Origin of the sequence: Streptomyces vietnamensis (assembly GCF_000830005.1) — a bacterium.
GTDB lineage: Bacteria > Actinomycetota > Actinomycetes > Streptomycetales > Streptomycetaceae > Streptomyces > Streptomyces vietnamensis.
Window position 1 is genome coordinate 7,187,613 of record NZ_CP010407.1, and the last position, 16,414, is coordinate 7,204,026.

Genomic DNA, 16,414 nt, shown 5'->3' on the forward strand with positions numbered 1-16,414 from the left:
AAGAAGGCACGGCCCGCGTTCCGGGCAATGCGCGCGAACAAGGAGTCCTGAACGGTGATCCCGGTTTCCTTCGCCCAGCAGCGGCTCTGGTTCCTGAGCGAGCTGGAGGGCCCGAACGCCACCTACAACATCCCGATGGGCCTGCGGCTCACCGGCACCCTCGACATCGCGGCGCTGGACGGCGCCCTGCACGACGTGGTGACCCGCCACGAGGTGCTGAGGACGGTGTTCCCGGCGGTCTCCGGGAAGCCGTGGCAGAACATCCGGGACGCCGAGTCGGTGGGCTCGCTGCTGACCGTGGTCGACGCCACCGCCATGACCGAGCCGGAGTTGACCGCCGAACTGGCCGGCGCAGCCGGCTGCGTCTTCCGCCTCGCCGAGGACATCCCGCTGCGCGCCTGGCTGTTCTCGCGCGGCGAGGCCGAGCACGTGCTGCTGCTGGTGGTGCACCACATCGCCGGCGACGGCTGGTCGATGGGCCCGCTCGCCCGCGACGTCTCCAGCGCCTACCGGGCCCGCCTGGCCGGCACCGAGCCCGACTGGGACGAACTGCCCGGCCAGTACGCCGACTACGCGCTCTGGCAGCGCGAGCTGCTCGGCGAGGAGGACGACCCGGAGAGTCTGCTCAACGATCAACTCTCCTACTGGCGGCAGGCGCTGGCCGAGCTGCCCGAGGAGCTCGCGCTGCCCTTCGACCGGCCCCGCCCGCCCGTCGCCGGCCACCACGGCGGCACCGTGGAGTTCCAGGTGCCCGCCGAACTCCACCGGGGGATAACCGAACTGGCCCGCGCCGAGGGCTGCACCCCGTTCATGGTGCTGCAGGCGGCGCTCGCCGTGCTGCTGTCCGGGTTCGGCGCCGGCACCGACATCCCGATCGGCACCGCGGTCGCCGGCCGGATGGACGAGGGCCTCAACGACCTGGTGGGCTTCTTCGTCAACACCCTGGTTCTGCGGACCGACTTGGCCGGCGCGCCGAGCTTCATCGAGCTGCTGGGCCGGGTGCGTGAGACCAGCCTGCGTGCGTTCGAGCATCAGGACGTGCCGTTCGAGCGGCTGGTGGAGGAGTTGTCGCCGGCCCGGTCGATGTCCCGTCACCCGCTCTTTCAGGTGATGCTCTCCTTGCAGAACAACGCCCAGCCCGTGCTGGGCCTCCCGGGCCTCACCGCCAAGCCGGTGGCCGCCAGGCCGGCCCCGGCCAAGTTCGACCTCAACTTCACCTTCTCCGAGAAGTTCGGCACGGCAGGCGCCCCCGCCGGCCTGACGGCCGGCGTGGTCTTCGCCCGCGACCTGTTCGACGAGCAGACCGCCGAGCGGATCGGCAACGGCTTCGTCCGGGTACTGCGTGAGCTGCTGGCGGCACCGGAACGCCCGATCATCTACGTCGAGTTGATGACCGAGGAGGAGCGCGAGCTCGTCCTGACGGGCTGGAACGACACGGCGGTCGAGGTCGAGCCGTCGACGCTGCCGGAGCTGTTCGCCGCGCAGGTGGCGCGGACGCCGGATGCGGTGGCGGTGGTGGCCGAGGGCCTCGAGCTGACGTATGCGGAGCTGGACGCGCGGGCGAATGCCGTGGCGCGGCGCCTGGTCGAGCACGGTGTGCGCGCGGAGTCGGGTGTCGCGGTGCTGATGGAGCGCTCGGCGGACCTGGTGGTGGCGCTGCTCGCGGTGGTGAAGGCGGGCGGGTGCTATGTGCCGCTGGACAGCCGCTATCCGTTGGCGCATCGGCAGGCGATCGTGTCCGAGACGGGCGCGAAGGTGGTGCTCACCGATGCTGGACTGCGGGAGCAGGCCGAGGAGTTGGGCCTGACCGTACTGACGGTCGACGCGACGACTGCCGAGTCGGTCGACGTTCCGTTCTCCCCGCGCCAGTTGGCGTACGTGATGTACACCTCCGGCTCGACCGGTCGCCCCAAGGGCGTGGCGGTGACGCATGCGGACGTGGCCGCGCTGGCGCGGGACCGGCGGTTCGCGGGCGCGGCGATGGAGCGGGTGTTGCTGCACTCGCCGCACTCCTTCGACGCGTCGACGATGGAGCTGTGGGTCCCGCTGCTGACCGGGCGCCGGGTCGTGGTGATGGCCCCCGGGGATGTCTCAACGGCTGCTTTCGCCAAGGCGGTCGGTGCCTACGGGGTCACGGCGCTGTGGCTGACGGCGGGGCTGTTCGCCCTGGTGGCGGAGGAGGACCCGGGGTGTCTGGCCGGGGTGCGTGAGGTGTGGGCCGGTGGTGACGTGCTGTCGCCGGTGGCCGTGGCCCGGGTGCGGGCGGCCTGCCCGGACATCGTGGTGGTGAACGGGTACGGGCCGACCGAGGCCACCACGTTCGTCGCCACGCACACCGCGGTGGACGGCGAGGGCGCGCTGCCGATCGGGCGCCCGCTCGACAACATGCGCGCCTACGTGCTGGACGCCGCGCTGCGCCCGGTGCCGGTGGGTGTGGCGGGCGAGCTGTATGTGGCGGGCGCGGGGCTGGCCCGCGGCTACCTGGGCCGTGCGGGGCTGACGGCCGAGCGGTTCGTCGCCGACCCGTACGGGCCCGCGGGTGGCCGGCTGTACCGCACCGGAGACCTGGCGCGGTGGAACGCCGACGGCGAGCTGGAGTACGCCGGCCGGGCCGATCAGCAGGTGAAGATCCGCGGCTTCCGGATCGAGCCGGGTGAGATCGAGTCGGTCGTGATCGGGCACCCGCAGGTCACGCAGGCGGCCGTGGTGGTGCGTGAGGACGTGCCGGGTGACAAGCGCCTGGTGGCCTACGTGGTGCCGACCGCCGACGGCAAGGGCGAGGAACCGGCCCGCCGTGGCGCGGCCGTGGGCATGGACGCGCTGCCGCTGACCGTCAACGGCAAGGTGGACCGCAAGGCCCTGCCCGAACCGGGGCATGCGGCGGGTGCGGGTCGGGCACCGGCGACGGTGCAGGAGGAGTGGCTGTGCCAGGCGTTCGCGCAGGTGCTGGGACTTGACCGGGTCGGTGTGAAGGACGACTTCTTCGCGCTGGGTGGTCATTCGCTGTCGGCGATGCGGTTGGTGAGCCGGATGCGCGCGGTGCTGGGCGTGGAGCTGCCCCTCCGGGTGCTGTTCGAACGTCCGACGCCGGCCGCGCTCGCGGCGTGGAAGGGTGAGGCCGGCGAGGGCCGTGCGGCGCTGGTGCCGGCGGAACGTCCGGAGCGGGTGCCGCTGTCGTTCGCGCAGCGCCGGCTGTGGTTCCTGGGGCAGCTGGAGGGTCCGAGCGCGACCTACAACATTCCGATGGCGCTGCGGTTGACCGGGGAGCTGGACCGCAGGGCCATGGCCGAGGCGCTGCGGGACGTGATCGGGCGGCACGAGGTGCTGCGCACGGTCCTGCCGCTGGCGGATGGCGGGCCGTTCCAGCGGGTGCTGTCGCTGGAGGAGTGCGGCTTCGAGCTGTCGGTGGTCGAGGTGGCCCCGCAGGAGCTGGATGCGGCGGTGACGGAGGCGGTCGGGCATGGGTTCGACCTGACGTCGGAGATCCCGCTTCGGGCGACGCTGTTCGCCCTCGGCGAGGCCGATCACGTGCTGGTGGTGGTGGTTCACCACATTGCCGGGGACGGCTGGTCGACGGCGCCGTTGGCGCGGGACCTGTCGGTGGCGTATACCGCTCGGCTGGAGGGCCGGATGCCCGACTGGGCGGCGCTGCCGGTGCAGTACGCGGACTATGCGCTGTGGCAGCGGGAGCTGCTCGGGAGCGAGGACGATCCGGGCAGTGTGCTGTCCGGGCAGGTGGCGTACTGGCGCGAGGCGTTGGCCGGGGCCCCGGAGGAGTTGGAGCTGCCGGTGGACCGCCAACGCCCGGCGACGGCTTCGCACCGCGGTGAGAGCGTGGAGCTGGCCGTCTCCGCACAGATGCACCAGCGACTGGCGGCGCTGGCCCGGGAGCGGGGGGCGACCCTGTTCATGGTGCTGCAGGCGGCGTTGGCGGTGACGTTGAACCGCCTGGGGGCGGGGGTGGACATCCCGATCGGGTCGCCGGTCGCCGGGCGCACCGACGAGGCGCTCAATGATCTGGTCGGGTTCTTCGTCAACACCCTGGTGATCCGGACCGACCTGTCCGGTGACCCGACCTTCGACGAGCTGCTGGAGCGGGTCCGGGAGACCAGCCTGCGCGCGTTCGAGCATCAGGACGTGCCGTTCGAGCGGCTGGTGGAGGAGTTGTCGCCGGCCCGGTCGGCGGCACGCCAGCCGCTGTTCCAGGTCGTGCTCGCCCTGCAGAACAACCAGTCGGCACGGCTGGAGCTGCCCGGTCTGCGCGCCGAAGGGATGTCGGGCGGTCTGGTGCACGGCAAGTTCGACCTGGACCTGAACCTGAGCGAGGCGTTCGACGCCGACGGCGCGCCGGCCGGCTTGCGGGGTGTGCTCCTGGCGGCGGCGGACCTGTTCGATGCGGAGACCGTGCGGCGGATCGCGGGCCGGCTGCTCCAGGTTCTGGAGACGGTGACGGCGCAGCCGGGGACGCGGTTGAGCGCCGTGGACGTGATGGGCGCGGATGAGCGTCGCCTGCTCCTGGAGGAGTGGAACGACACGGGTGTTGCTGCTCCTGTGCTGTCGGTGGCGGAGGTGTTCGCCGGGCAGGTGGCGCGGACGCCGGATGCGGTGGCGGTGGTGGCCGAGGGCATCGAGCTGACGTATGCGGAGTTGGATGTGCGGGCTGCCGCGTTGGCGGGTGTGTTGCGGGATCACGGGGTCGGCGCGGAGTCGCTGGTGGGTGTGGTGATGGACCGCTCGGTGGAGCTGCTGGTGGCGTTGCTGGCGGTGGTGAAGGCGGGTGGTGCGTATCTGCCGGTGGATGGGGAGTCTCCGTCGGAGCGGATCGCCTATGTGCTGGATGACGCGGCGCCGGTGTGTGTGCTGACCACGCGGGATGCCGCCTGGCGGGTGCCGGGGTCGGTGGAGGCGCCGGTGCTGGTGGTCGACGGTGAGCGGCTGCCGGCCGGGTCGGCTCGGGTGACCGGCGTCGGGGTGGGTCTGGAGTGCCCGGTGTATGTGATGTACACCTCGGGTTCGACGGGTGTGCCCAAGGGTGTGGTGACCACGCAGCGGGATCTGGTGGAGTTGGTGTCGGCTTCGCACTGGGGTGTGGGGTCGGGGGACCGGGTGTTGTTCCAGGCTCCGCATGCCTTCGATGCCTCTTCGTACGAGGTGTGGGTGGCGTTGCTGTCGGGTGCGGCGGTGGTGGTGGCGCCGGCGGGTGCGGTGGATGCGGTGGTGCTGCGGAAGCTGCTGGTCGACTGTGCGGTGTCGCACGTGCATGTGACGGCGGGGCTGTTCCGGGTGGTCGCGGAGCAGGATCCGGGGTGTTTCGCGGGTGTGCGTGAGGTGTTGACCGGTGGTGATGTGGTGCCGGTGGGGGCGGTGCGGCGTGTGCTGGAGGCCAGTGCGGGTGTGGTGGTGCGGCACCTGTACGGGCCGACGGAGGTGACGCTGTGTGCCACCCAGTACGAGGTGGGTTCGCCGGAGGTGCTGGGTGAGGTGCTGCCGATCGGTGGGCCGTTGGACGGTACCCGGGTGTATGTGCTGGACGAGTGCTTGGTTCCGGTGCCGGTGGGTGTGGCGGGTGAGTTGTATGTCGCGGGTGCGGGGTTGGCGCGTGGTTATCTGAACCGTCCGGGGCTGACGGGTGAGCGGTTCGTGGCGGATCCGTTCGGTGCGGTGGGTGGTCGGTTGTATCGCACGGGTGACCGTGTGAAGTGGTCGGCGGACGGCCGGCTGGTGTTCGCGGGGCGTGTGGATGAGCAGGTGAAGATCCGTGGGTTCCGGGTGGAGCCGGCCGAGGTGGAGTCGGTGGTGGCCGGGCACCCGCTGGTGGCGCAGGCCACGGTGATCGAACGTGTCATGGCAGGCGGCGACAATGCCGAACTCGCCTCTTCCGTCCGTGCGTTCGTTGCCGAGCGGTTGCCGTCCTACATGGTTCCGTCGGCGGTGGTGGTGCTGGACGCGCTGCCGCTGACCGTGAACGGCAAGCTGGACCGCAAGGCCCTGCCGGCCCCGCAGCATGCCGTGAGTGCGAAGGCTCCCGACGGCGGCGGCTCGCTCAGTGCCCTCGAACAGACCGTGTGCGAGGCGTTCGCGAAGCTGCTGGGGCTGGAGAGCGTCGGGCTCGACGACGACTTCTTCGCCCTGGGTGGGCACTCACTGCTGGCGGTGTCGCTGGTGGAGGAGCTGCGGTCGCGCGGTGTGTCGGTGTCGGTGCGCGACGTGATCACCAACCCGACTGCGGCGGGACTGCTCAGCAGGATGTCCTTGTCGTCGGTCAAGGACGCGCTCGGCGGCATGCTTTCCATCCGGCCGAGCGGCAGCAAGTCGCCGTTCTTCTTCGTGCATCCCGGAAGCGGGGCGAGCTGGTGCTACCTGCCGCTGGCCCGGTACATCTCGCAGGAACATCCGCTCTACGGGCTGCAGGCCGACGGGCTCGACGGCACGAGTGAACTCGCAGCCTGTGCCGTGGAGATGGCCGCGGCGTACATCGAGCAGATTCGTTCCGTGCAGCCGAGCGGCCCCTACCACCTGGTGGGTTACTCCTTCGGGGGGACGGTGGCGCATGAGATCGCGGTGCAACTCCAGGCGGCGGGTGAGCAGGTGGCCGCGCTGGTCATGCTGGACGCCTACCCGGCGGAGCAGGACGCGGATCCCGCCGCGGTCGGCGAGGCATCCCGCAACGCTGGGGAGGCGGACCGGTCCGACGACCCGGCGAGCTCGTCGGCGGACGGCGAGAACGCCGTGGGCGCCCAGAGGCTCCGGGAGCTCCGGGCGGACATGGGCGCTGTCCTCGGTGGGATCTCGGACGAGGAGCTGATCCGCATCATGCGCGTCTTCGAGAACAACAGCCGGCTGTTGGCGGAGCACCGGACCGGTCGGTTCCGCGGGGATGCCCTGATGGTGGTCGCGACGGCGGACAAGGCGACCGATGTGCCGTGGGCGCAGCAGTGGGAGCCGTACGTCTCCGGGGAGGTCACCGAGGTGAGCCTTCCCTTCACGCACGCCGACATGATGCGGCCTCAGGCGCTGGGCCAGGTGTGGGCCGCCGTCGAGGGGTGGCTGGGCTCGGGCCGGTCGTAGCGGTCTCCTACGGGCGCAGCGGTAGGCGCGCCGCAAGCGAAGGGGAGGGCCGTCATCCGCACCGCGGGTGGCGGCCCTCCCGTTTCCCCTTGCCGTCCTCACCGACAGGCGGCCGGTCATGGCCGACGCGAAGCGAAACGAGCTGATCCCCTGGAGAGCGGGATGCCGGGGCTCGGGGCCGGCGGGAACGCCGAAGCGCGGGTGCCGAGGCTGTGACACAGCCTCGGCACCCGCGCTGTCGGTCCGAGAGTCCCCGGGGGCGTCAGCGGGAGCTGAACGCCCCGGAGAGGGCCGGGATGTAGGTCGGAATCCGACTCCAGACCTCCGGCGTGTAGAAGTGGCCGCCGGGCAGGGCGTCGTGCCGGAAGTCACCGGTCGTGAGGTGCCGCCAGTACTCGCCGGCGTTGGGCTCGATCACCGTGTCCGTCTCGCCGGTCAGGACCTGCAGCGGCACACTGACCTTCGAGCCGGGAACGTAGCGGAAGGTGTCCCGGACCCGGACGTCGGCCCGCATCAGCTCGACCGCGAGTTCCCGCAGGTCCGGGTCGTTGACGACGTGCTCGGGCAACATCCCGTGCATGGTCATCCAGCCGAGCAGCTGCTCGTCGGTGTCCTGCTGGGTCGGGGACCCGTCCTGGGCGGTCAGTCCGCGGTCGGCCGCGTTGGCGGAGGACACCACGAGCGCCTCGGGCGCGGGGCCGCCGAGCCGCTCGATGCGCACGGTGACGTCGAAGGCCATCCAGCCGCCCATGCTGTGACCGAAGAGCACATAGGGGCCCTCGGCGGCGGCGGAGAGCACGGCCTGGGTCGTGTCGTCGGCGAGGGCGTCCCAGGTCTGGGCGAAGTCCTCCATGAAACGGCCTTCCCGGCCCGGGTAGCAGATGGCGGCGAGGTCGACGTCCGCCGGGAGCATGCCGCCCCACTGGTGGTACTGCCCGGTGCCGCCGCCGCAGAAGCCGAGGCAGATCAGGGTGCGGGCGGCGTTCTCGGTTCGGCGGGATCGGACGACGATGAGGTCCTGGGCGGTAGCCATGGGCGGGAATCCTTGTGATGTGAGGGGTCAGGGGGTCTCGGGAGCCGCGGCGAGCTTGGCCTCGACGTACCCGGCCAGTTCGCGCAGCTGCGGGTGCTGGTACACCTCTTTGGTCCGCACGGCGAGGCCGAGCTCGCGCTTCAGCCGGCTGATGACGCGCAGCGCGACGAGCGAGTGGCCGCCCAGGGCGAAGAAGTTGTCGTCGGCGCTGATCCGGTCCCGGCCCAGGACCTCCGACCAGACCTCGGCGAGCAGCTTCTCGACCGTTCCCCGGGGCTCGACGAACTGCTCGACGGGTGCCGCATGCGGCGCGGGCAGTGCCTCCCAGTCGACCTTGCCGTTGACGGTCAGCGGAATGGCGTCGACCGCCACGAAGACCGAAGGGACCATGAACTCGGGGAGCGCTGCGGCGCAGTGGTCGCGCAACTCCGCGCCGGTCGGCGGCTCGGCGGCGACGTAGTAGGCCACCAACCGGTCGCCGAGCGCGGGGTCCCGGTAGCCGGTCAGCACGGCGGTGGTCACCCGGGGGTGCGAGGAGACCGCGGCCTCGACCTCGCCGAGTTCGATCCGGTAGCCGCGGATCTTGACCTGGCGGTCGACCCGGCCGATGAAGTCCAGCGAACCGTCGGCTCGCAGGCGGACCTGGTCTCCGGTGCGGTACATCCTCGCTCCTTGCCCGCCGCCGGGCAGGGAAGGCCCGTCGCCGTTCGCGGCGAACGGGTCGGCGACGAAGCGCTCGGCGGTCAGGGCCGACCGGTTGAGGTAGCCCAGGGCCAGGCCCTCGCCCGCCAAGTACAGCTCGCCCGTCTCACCGGGAGCGGTCACCTGCCGGAGGTCGTCGCCGACCACGTACGCCCGGGTGCCCGGCAGCGGGTGGCCGATGTGCGCTTCCCCACCGGTGATCCAGGCACTGGTGGCGTCCACGGTGCACTCGGTCGGACCGTAGAGGTTCACCGCTTCGAGCAGCCCGTTCGCGGTCGCCTTGGACATCTCCTCCCAGGTCCGCTCCGGCACCGGCTCCCCGCCCATGAACAGACGCGGCAGCGGGCCGTCGGCACCGCTGTCCAGCAGGCAGGTTCGCACCAGCTCCCAGAGGGAGGGGGTGAGGTCGAGGTCCTGGATGCCGTACGCGTCGAGCAGGGTCCGGAGCTGGACGGGATCGGTGCGCTGGTCCTCGTCGAGGATGGCGATGGTGTCGCCGCGGCAGATCCGCGCCCACTGCTTCACCGAGGAATCGAAGGAGACGCTGGCGTTCCAGCCGACGACCCGCGGCTCTTCGGCGTAGACGCCGGCCCGCTCCAGGGCCGTGACCAGGTCTGCGACGGATCCCCGTCCGACCTGGACGCCCTTGGGCCGACCGGTTGAGCCCGAGGTGTAGATCACGTACGCCGGGTCGAGCGGATTGGCGGCCACCGGCTTCGAGTCGGCGGCTTCGGGGTCGTCGGCCACGGAGTCCGGGGCGACGACGTCGAGGCCGGATGCCCACAGGGCGTGGCTCGGCGCCCCCACCAGTACCCGGATGCCGGCGTCCTTGGCCATGAACTCCAGGCGCTCGACCGGGTAGCGGGGGTCCAGCGGGAGGTAGGCCGCACCCGCCCGCCACACCGCGAGCAGCGATACGACCAGCTGGGTGGTGCGCGGCAGGCTGACCCCCACCAGGTCGCCGACGCCGATGCCACGGGAGGCCAGGGCACCGGCGAGCTGTGCGGTTCGCCGGTCGAGCTCGGCGAAGGTGAGCTCACCGTCCGTGCCCCGTACGGCGATCCGGTCCGGGGCGTGCTGTGCGGCAGCGCGGAAGCGTGTTACCAGGTCAACCGGCTTCTGGGCGAGGTCAGTCACGAGAACGAGCTCCTTGTGCACAGGAATGGGGCATGGCGCGGCCATCGGACCGACCCGGTCTGACGGCGCCGGTCAGGTTCAGGCGAACGCGGGCGCGGGCTCCACGGTCGGCCGGCACTCGGAGAGCTCGACCGGGTCGCCCATGGCCACCACGATCTTCCGGTCGCCACGGAACGGATCCCGGCCGTGTGCGGTCAGGATGTTGTCGACCAGCATCACGTCGCCCGGCTGCCAGGTCTCGCGCACCGTGGCCGCGTCATAGGCCGCCTGGATGGCCTGGAGGTCCTCGTTGCTCAGCGCGTCCCCGTCACCGAACTCGGTGTTGAACGGAAGACCGTCGCGTCCGAACTCATCGACCAGCGCCTCCCGCAGGTCCTCCTCCAGCGCCCACTCGTTCCAGAAGAGCAGGTGGTTGAACCACACCTCCTCGCCACTCGACGGGTGGGTGATGATGCCGGGACGGATCTGGCTCGTCTTCAGGGTGCCGTCGTCGTACCACTGGTGGCCGATGAGGTTGTCCGCGCAGTAGCGCGCGACCTCGTCCACGTCATCGGTGGCGAACGCGGTCTGCCAGTCGGTGGAAATGTGCTCGGAGTAGCTGCGCGAGAGTCGCCACCCGGCGGTCCGGATCTTCTCGACCACCTGATCGGGGAGCGCGTCGAGGACCTTCCGGCAGTCCGCGACGGGTGTCGCCCCGCCCTGCGACGGTGCGACCAGGCAGCCGAACAACAGCCGGCCGGGGAAGGTCAGCGTGTAGCTGTTCTCGTTGTGCATCCGGATCGACTGCGCGGCCGGGAGGTCCGTCGAAGAGAAGACGTCGTCGCCGAGCCGACTGCGGGGAGTGGTCTTCTCCCGGTACGGCGTCCGCTCGCTGATGAGCACGTCTCGGATCTGCGCGAAGTCCTCGATGGTCGCCATCGGCAGGCCGCGCAGGTAGATCGCGCCGTATTCCCGCAGAGCCGCGGTCAGTTGCGGACGGACATCCTCGAGCCACGCGCGGACCTGTGTCATCCCGGTGAGACCGGCGACCTGCGTTATGGCCGGCTTGCCCTCAACTACCTGCCATTCCAGCGTATGTGACATTGGATCAGGTCCTTTCCAGTTCCGTGGACCGGTTGGATGATAGGAGGATCGGTTGCGCCACGTTAAGGCGTTCAACGGGCTGACTCCGTTCAACGGGCTGACTCGATGCACGCGGCCGGGTGCAGCGCGCCATCGCCGCCCATGAGGCGAAGATCGTCCCGCCGCCCGAGTGACGCCCCGGTCGCCACCGACCGAACCGGGAGCCCTGGTCCATCGGCTGCGGACCAGGGCTCCCGCGTTCTGCCCGGTGCTCTCAGCGCGACATGGCGACCAGGACCCGGCGGCTTCCGGCGAACGCCCTGCGCCCGTGTGCGACGGCGACGTTGTCGATGACCAGGACGTCGCCCTGCCGCCAGTCGACGTCAACGGCCAGCGCCAGCCCCTTCTCGCGGATCTCGAGCACGTACTCGTCGGGGATGGGGGAGCCATCGGCGAAGGTCACCGACTGCGGCAGCTCGTCCGCGGGGACGATGGCCGCGAGCTCGCGCATGGTCTCCTCGCCCAGCGTCGCGGGGTGCCATTGGTCCGCCTGGTTGAACCAGACCTCCTCACCGGTGACCGGGTGCCGGAGCGTCGAGGGCCGGACCTGACGCGTCCGCAGCGCATTGCCGGCGGTCCACTCCCAGCTCACGCCCGCCTCGGCCAGCAGCTTCTCGACCTCCGCCCGGTCGTCCGTCTCGAACGTCGCCTGCCAGCTCTTGCCGAAGCCCCTGCCACCGTGCAGGTACTGCCGGTAGCAGACGCCGCCGCCGAAGTCCGCACGGATCCGTTCGTCGAGTGCCGCCAGCCAGGAGGCGCCGTCCAGCAGGGGAGTGGCGCCTCCCGTGGTAGCCGGCTGTACGCAGCAGAAGAGCAGCCGGGAGGGCCAGGCGTGGGCGTAGGAAAGCTCGCTGTGCATGGAGATCGCGTACTCGGGCGGGTACTCCGTCGAGGTGTAGACGTTGTCGGAGACCTTGGTCCTGGGCGTGTTGCCGTGCACGTACGCGAGGCGCTCGGGCAGCAGGGCGGGCATCACGTCCGCCAAGCCCGCCTCGGTGACGTCGAAACCCCGGAACAGCAGGGCCTGGTGACGGTCCAGCAGTTCGCCGACGGCGACCGAGTCGAGGTACTCCATCAGTCCCCGGGTGGTCGCGCTGGCGCCGGTGCTCTCGGGCGTGAACTGTTGCGGTGCCCAGCCCTGCTGAACGCTCATGGGGGATGTCTCCTTGGTGGTTGGGAGGTCGGGCGTCGAGTTGTTCAACCTGCGGGGCGCCACAGTCGGACGCACAGGTTCGGTTCGGCCGCCTGCCGGGAGGGTCGGCCGTGCCAATGGACCGGGGCGAATGTTCGGCGTCGTTCAACCGGCGCGCCAACGCAGTTGAACGGTGGCCGCGGTGAGCATCAAGGATTGATCAGTCGTGCGGGCCTGCACCATAGTGAAGCGAGGCGACATGGTGAAACTGGGGCCCTTGGGCACCTGGAGGCTGGTGCGGGTGGCCTGACACGGCTTGGCGGTGGAGTCCCGTCCAGGAGCCTGATCGAGGCGATGAAGGAGTGGCGCCCCTGCTGTCGGGCCGGCCTGCTGAGGCAGCCCGACAGCAGGGGTCCGGCATTACGGCGGAGTTCTGGCCAGTACGGCGCGAAGCGCCGGTTCGAGCAGGCACTGCTCCATCTCGCGGTCCCACGCATCCGGGGGCCGTGGACCATGAACCGAGTTTTCACCATATATCTGATGAGAGAGGGACTTCGATGACTGATCGGACAGTGGATGTGCGGGTGTCGGGTGAGGACATCGAGCGGTGGTTGATGGAGCGGGTGTCCTATTACCTGGAGACGGCGGTGGGGGAGATCGATCCGGGTGTCTCGCTCGCCGAGTACGGGCTGGAGTCGGTGTACGCCTTCGCGTTGTGCGGGGACATCGAGGACAAGTTGGGTGTGACCGTGGAGCCGACCCTGGTGTGGGACGTCGACACGGTTGCGGCTCTGACCGTTCACCTGACCGGCCTGGTCGCCGAACTGCCGTCGGCCTGAAGGCCCTTCAGGACATTGACGCCCGGCCTGATGGCCTGCGCCGCCGCCATCTACCGGGACTGCCTCACCGAACAGCCGACCAGCCGACCGGGCCGCGGACCGCTTTCCCGTCCCGTCGCCTGGTGTGAGACCGCCGCGCTCCCGGAAAACCCCCGTCCCGGGGGCGCGGCCTCCACCTCCGCCGGTTCTCGTCCAACTGGCGCACGGCGATGGTTGAACACCCGTGCTGATCATTTGCACCGGGTTGAACGCCCGCACCATCGCCGGCGGCTGGGGCATAGTGGTCTGCGCCGCCAGGAACCGACGGAGTTCAGCGAGGCCGGATGCCAGGACGTCAGGACGCCTGGACGTCAGGACGCCTGGACCGGATCGAGGAACCGCGGGCAGAGCCGCGGCCGAACCGCCTGATCGCGACAGTCGAGAACGACACCACTCAGCCGTGCGGCGCGCGCCGCCGTGCATGTCCGCGCGCCGCCGTGCATGTCCGCGCGCCGACCAGATCGACGCAGCGCCAAGCCCAAGGGGAAGCAATGGCTTTCGAGCTGACCGGCTACCGGAACCTCGGCGACGCGTTCGCCGCGAGCGTCGCCCAACACCCCGACAAGACCGCGGTCACCATCTACCGCGGCTCCGCCGAGGCCGCGCACGAAAGCCTCAGCTACGCCGAACTCGCCCGCCGAGCCGGCCTGCGCGCCGCCGACCTGGCGCAGCACCTGGCCCCTGGCGAGCGCGTCCTCATCGCGCTGCCCACCGGCACCGAGTTCGTCGAGCTCTACCTCGCCTGCCTGCTGTCCGGTCTCGTCGCCGTGCCCGCCCCGCCGGTGACCGGCTCCAGCAGCGCCGCCCAGCGCGTCGCCGCGATCGCCGCGGACTGCACCCCGGGACTGGTGTTCGCCGACGCCGGGGACCTCGACACGCTCGCCGAGCGCTTCCACGCGCAGGGCCTGGGTCGCGTCCCCGTCCGGGCCGCCGCCCCCGTGCCGGCCGGTGAGGCATCTCCAGCGGCGCTCCGCGGCCGCCACACCGACCACGACTCGCTCGCCGTCCTCCAGTACAGCTCCGGCTCCACCGGCACCCCGAAGGGCGTGATGCTCGCTCACGGGAACGTCCTGGCGAACCTCGAGGCCCAGTACTCCGTCGTGGGCCTGAACGGTGACGACTCGTTCGGCAGCTGGATGCCGCTGCACCACGACTTCGGTCTCTTCGTTCAGCTCAGCGGCGCACTCTTCTGCGGCGCCACATCGGTCCTGATGCCGCCGACGGTGTTCGCCCGCAGGCCCGTCGAGTGGTTCCGGATGATGAGCGAACTCCGGACCACCGCCACCTCCGCCCCCAACTTCGCGTACGGCATCGCGCTGCGCCTCATCAAGGACGAACACCTCGAAGGGCTCGACCTGTCACCGCTGCGCTTCCTGATCAACGGTTCCGAGCCGATCCATGCCCCCACCATCGCCGCGTTCACCAAGCGATTCGCGCAGATCGGCCTGCGTCCCGAAGCCGTCGCGGCCGGCTACGGCATGGCCGAGGTCACCGTCTACGCCAGCGGCACCCCCATGCAGCTCCCGCCGACCGTCCTGGTCGTCGACGCCCAGCGCCTCGCTGACGCGGACCACCCCGCGCTGGTTCCCGCCCGTGACGGCCGCAGCAAGGAGATCACCGGCGTCGGACGCCCCGAGGCCTTCGACGCCCTCGTCGTCGACCCCGCCACCCTGCGCCCCCTGTCCGCCGGCGAGGTCGGCGAGATCTGGCTGCGCGGCGACAGCGTCGGCCGCGGCTACTGGGGCAAGCCCGACCTCACCGCCCGTGCCTTCCACGCCCGCCCCGCCGGTGCTGACGACGCCGAACCCGGCTGGCTGCGCACCGGCGACCTGGGTGCCCTGGTGGACGGCGAACTGTTCATCACCGGTCGGCTCAAGGAGGTGATGATCGTCCACGGCCGCAACTTCTACCCGCACGACCTCGAACACGAGGCGCGCGCCGCCCACCCCGCGCTGGAGAGGTTCGTCGGCGCCGCCTTCGGCGTCCAGGCACCCGACGAGCGGATCGTGCTGGTGCACGAGGTCAGCCCGACCGTATCGGCCGAGGAACTGCGCGCCGCCGCGGCAGCCGTCATCCGCCGCCTCACCGCCGCCACCGGTGCGCCGGTCCGCAACGTCCTGCTGGTGCGGCGCGGCAGCGTCGACCGCACCACCAGTGGCAAGATCCAGCGCGCCGCGATGCGCGACCGCTTCCTGGCCGGCGAGATCACTGCCCTGCACGCCGAACTCGAACCGGCGGTACGGCGGTTGACCGCAGGGCCCGAAACCTCGTGACGCCCACCCGCACCGGCACCGCACGCGGGATCGTGAACCGGTTGGCGTGGATGCAGGCCGAGTACGGGCTCGCCGCCTGGCTTGTCGACCAGACCGCCGGCCCGAAGAAGGCCAGGCCCGCGCTGCGACCGATGCGCAAGCAGGAGGAGTCCCGGTGATACCGCTGTCTTTCTCGCAAAAAGCCGGCTCTGGTTCCTTGCGCAGCTCCACATAGTGCTCCGCGTTGTGCCGCAGGAACGCCGCGGCCTCCTCGGGGGTCCAGCAGAGGCGTACGGCGGCGCGGGGTTCGGCGGGTACGGAGTGCCTGGCCGGGTTGTAGCGCAGCCGTCACGTCCGCACCGCGTGGTTCAGGGCGCCTCGCGGCATGGCCGCCGCGTGGTGAACGGTGGTGCGCCCGCGGCCGGCGGCGAGTTGCGTGCTCATCCAGGCGTCGATGTGCTTGGGGCGCAGGTCGACGAGCAGCATGCTGCCGAGCGCGGGAACCAGGTCACGCCCGGTGTGTGCTCAACTGCGTCCCCGCGGCGGTTGGACACCCGCGGGGCGGGTGTCCGCGGTCGGCGACGCTTGATCGCCGCAGCGCTGCGATGCCATCGTGAGCAGCGGCGCAGCAGGGGTGAGTCGCGCACCACAGCCTGTCCTGGAAGCAGAGCTGGAACGAGGTCACCGGCGAAGCGGCCACCCGGGACCGCTCCCGTGCCGCGCGGGGCGTGTGTGTCGCCCCCTACGAGAAGGGGCTCGTCATGCCATTCGTGAGCACCAACGGCATCCGGCTCTCCTACCAGCGGTCGGGGAGCGGTGTGCCCGTCCTGCTGATCATGGGGTCCTCGGCCTCGGGCCGGGTGTGGACCCTGCACCAGACACCGGCCCTGAACCGTGCCGGGCCGTCGCGTTCGCCGACGACCTGATCAGCCCGCCCCACCTGGTCGCCGAGGTGGCCGACGCCATCCCCGGCTGCGACTTCGTGGAGATACCGGACTGCGGCCACCTGGGCTACCTGGAACGCCCGTACGAGGTCAACGCGGCCGTCATCGAGTTCTTCGACAAGTACTGAGCACGCGGCGGCGCGCCA

General features: G+C 70.9%; 10 protein-coding genes and 1 pseudogene. 6 read left to right on the forward strand and 5 right to left on the reverse strand.

What is annotated here, in order from left to right; genetic code table 11:
- Positions 1-60: 60 nt before the first annotated feature.
- Positions 61-7,068 (forward strand): annotated as a pseudogene (locus SVTN_RS41215) (amino acid adenylation domain-containing protein); the annotation flags it as partial.
- A 262-nt stretch (positions 7,069-7,330) separates the two neighbouring features.
- Here SVTN_RS41215 and SVTN_RS32210 read toward each other — a convergent pair.
- From SVTN_RS32210 to SVTN_RS32225, 4 genes are all read right to left on the reverse strand, one after another.
- Complete coding sequence (locus SVTN_RS32210) at positions 7,331-8,101, reverse strand: thioesterase II family protein (protein ID WP_041132250.1); 771 nt, start codon at positions 8,099-8,101, stop codon at positions 7,331-7,333.
- Between the two features lie 27 nt (positions 8,102-8,128).
- Positions 8,129-9,940 (reverse strand): non-ribosomal peptide synthetase, encoded by a 1,812-nt coding sequence (locus SVTN_RS32215; protein WP_041134458.1) that lies wholly within the window; start codon positions 9,938-9,940, stop codon positions 8,129-8,131.
- A 78-nt stretch (positions 9,941-10,018) separates the two neighbouring features.
- The gene (locus SVTN_RS32220; protein WP_041132251.1) at positions 10,019-11,023 is read right to left on the reverse strand and encodes a TauD/TfdA family dioxygenase; all 1,005 of its coding nucleotides are present in this window, start codon (positions 11,021-11,023) and stop codon (positions 10,019-10,021) included.
- A 253-nt stretch (positions 11,024-11,276) separates the two neighbouring features.
- Positions 11,277-12,215, reverse strand: coding sequence for a TauD/TfdA family dioxygenase (locus SVTN_RS32225; RefSeq protein WP_041132252.1), 939 nt, complete (start codon positions 12,213-12,215; stop codon positions 11,277-11,279).
- 536 nt (positions 12,216-12,751) lie between these two features.
- Here SVTN_RS32225 and SVTN_RS32230 point away from each other — a divergent pair.
- From SVTN_RS32230 to SVTN_RS44435, 3 genes are all read left to right on the forward strand, one after another.
- On the forward strand, positions 12,752-13,033 hold the full coding sequence (locus SVTN_RS32230) for an acyl carrier protein (protein WP_041132253.1): 282 nt from the start codon (positions 12,752-12,754) through the stop codon (positions 13,031-13,033).
- A gap of 530 nt (positions 13,034-13,563) precedes the next feature.
- Complete coding sequence (locus tag SVTN_RS32235; RefSeq protein WP_041132254.1) at positions 13,564-15,345, forward strand: fatty acyl-AMP ligase; 1,782 nt, start codon at positions 13,564-13,566, stop codon at positions 15,343-15,345.
- Positions 15,342-15,503, forward strand: a complete 162-nt coding sequence (locus SVTN_RS44435; RefSeq protein WP_159026522.1) for a hypothetical protein — start codon at positions 15,342-15,344, stop codon at positions 15,501-15,503. The genes SVTN_RS32235 and SVTN_RS44435 overlap by 4 nt, the downstream gene beginning before the upstream one ends.
- A 169-nt stretch (positions 15,504-15,672) precedes the next feature.
- On the opposite strand, the gene SVTN_RS44440 is transcribed toward SVTN_RS44435, so the two are convergent.
- Complete coding sequence (locus SVTN_RS44440; protein WP_159026523.1) at positions 15,673-15,810, reverse strand: hypothetical protein; 138 nt, start codon at positions 15,808-15,810, stop codon at positions 15,673-15,675.
- Positions 15,811-16,085: 275 nt separating this feature from the next.
- On the opposite strand from SVTN_RS44440, the gene SVTN_RS44650 reads away from it, so the two are divergent.
- A complete protein-coding gene (locus tag SVTN_RS44650) occupies positions 16,086-16,250 on the forward strand; it encodes an alpha/beta fold hydrolase (protein WP_162494303.1) in 165 nt (54 codons plus the stop codon).
- Positions 16,251-16,276: 26 nt separating this feature from the next.
- The gene (locus SVTN_RS32240) at positions 16,277-16,396 is read left to right on the forward strand and encodes an alpha/beta fold hydrolase (RefSeq protein WP_218922692.1); all 120 of its coding nucleotides are present in this window, start codon (positions 16,277-16,279) and stop codon (positions 16,394-16,396) included.
- Positions 16,397-16,414 lie beyond the last annotated feature (18 nt).

Coding starts and splice junctions, on each gene's coding strand:
- SVTN_RS32210 (WP_041132250.1), bottom strand. CDS start 8,101: ATGGCTACCGCCCAGGACCTCATCGTCGTCCGATCCCGCCGAACCGAG.
- SVTN_RS32220 (WP_041132251.1), bottom strand. CDS start 11,023: ATGTCACATACGCTGGAATGGCAGGTAGTTGAGGGCAAGCCGGCCATA.
- SVTN_RS32225 (WP_041132252.1), bottom strand. CDS start 12,215: ATGAGCGTTCAGCAGGGCTGGGCACCGCAACAGTTCACGCCCGAGAGC.
- SVTN_RS32230 (WP_041132253.1), top strand. CDS start 12,752: ATGACTGATCGGACAGTGGATGTGCGGGTGTCGGGTGAGGACATCGAG.
- SVTN_RS32235 (WP_041132254.1), top strand. CDS start 13,564: ATGGCTTTCGAGCTGACCGGCTACCGGAACCTCGGCGACGCGTTCGCC.
- SVTN_RS44440 (WP_159026523.1), bottom strand. CDS start 15,810: ATGCTGCTCGTCGACCTGCGCCCCAAGCACATCGACGCCTGGATGAGC.
- SVTN_RS44650 (WP_162494303.1), top strand. CDS start 16,086: ATGCCATTCGTGAGCACCAACGGCATCCGGCTCTCCTACCAGCGGTCG.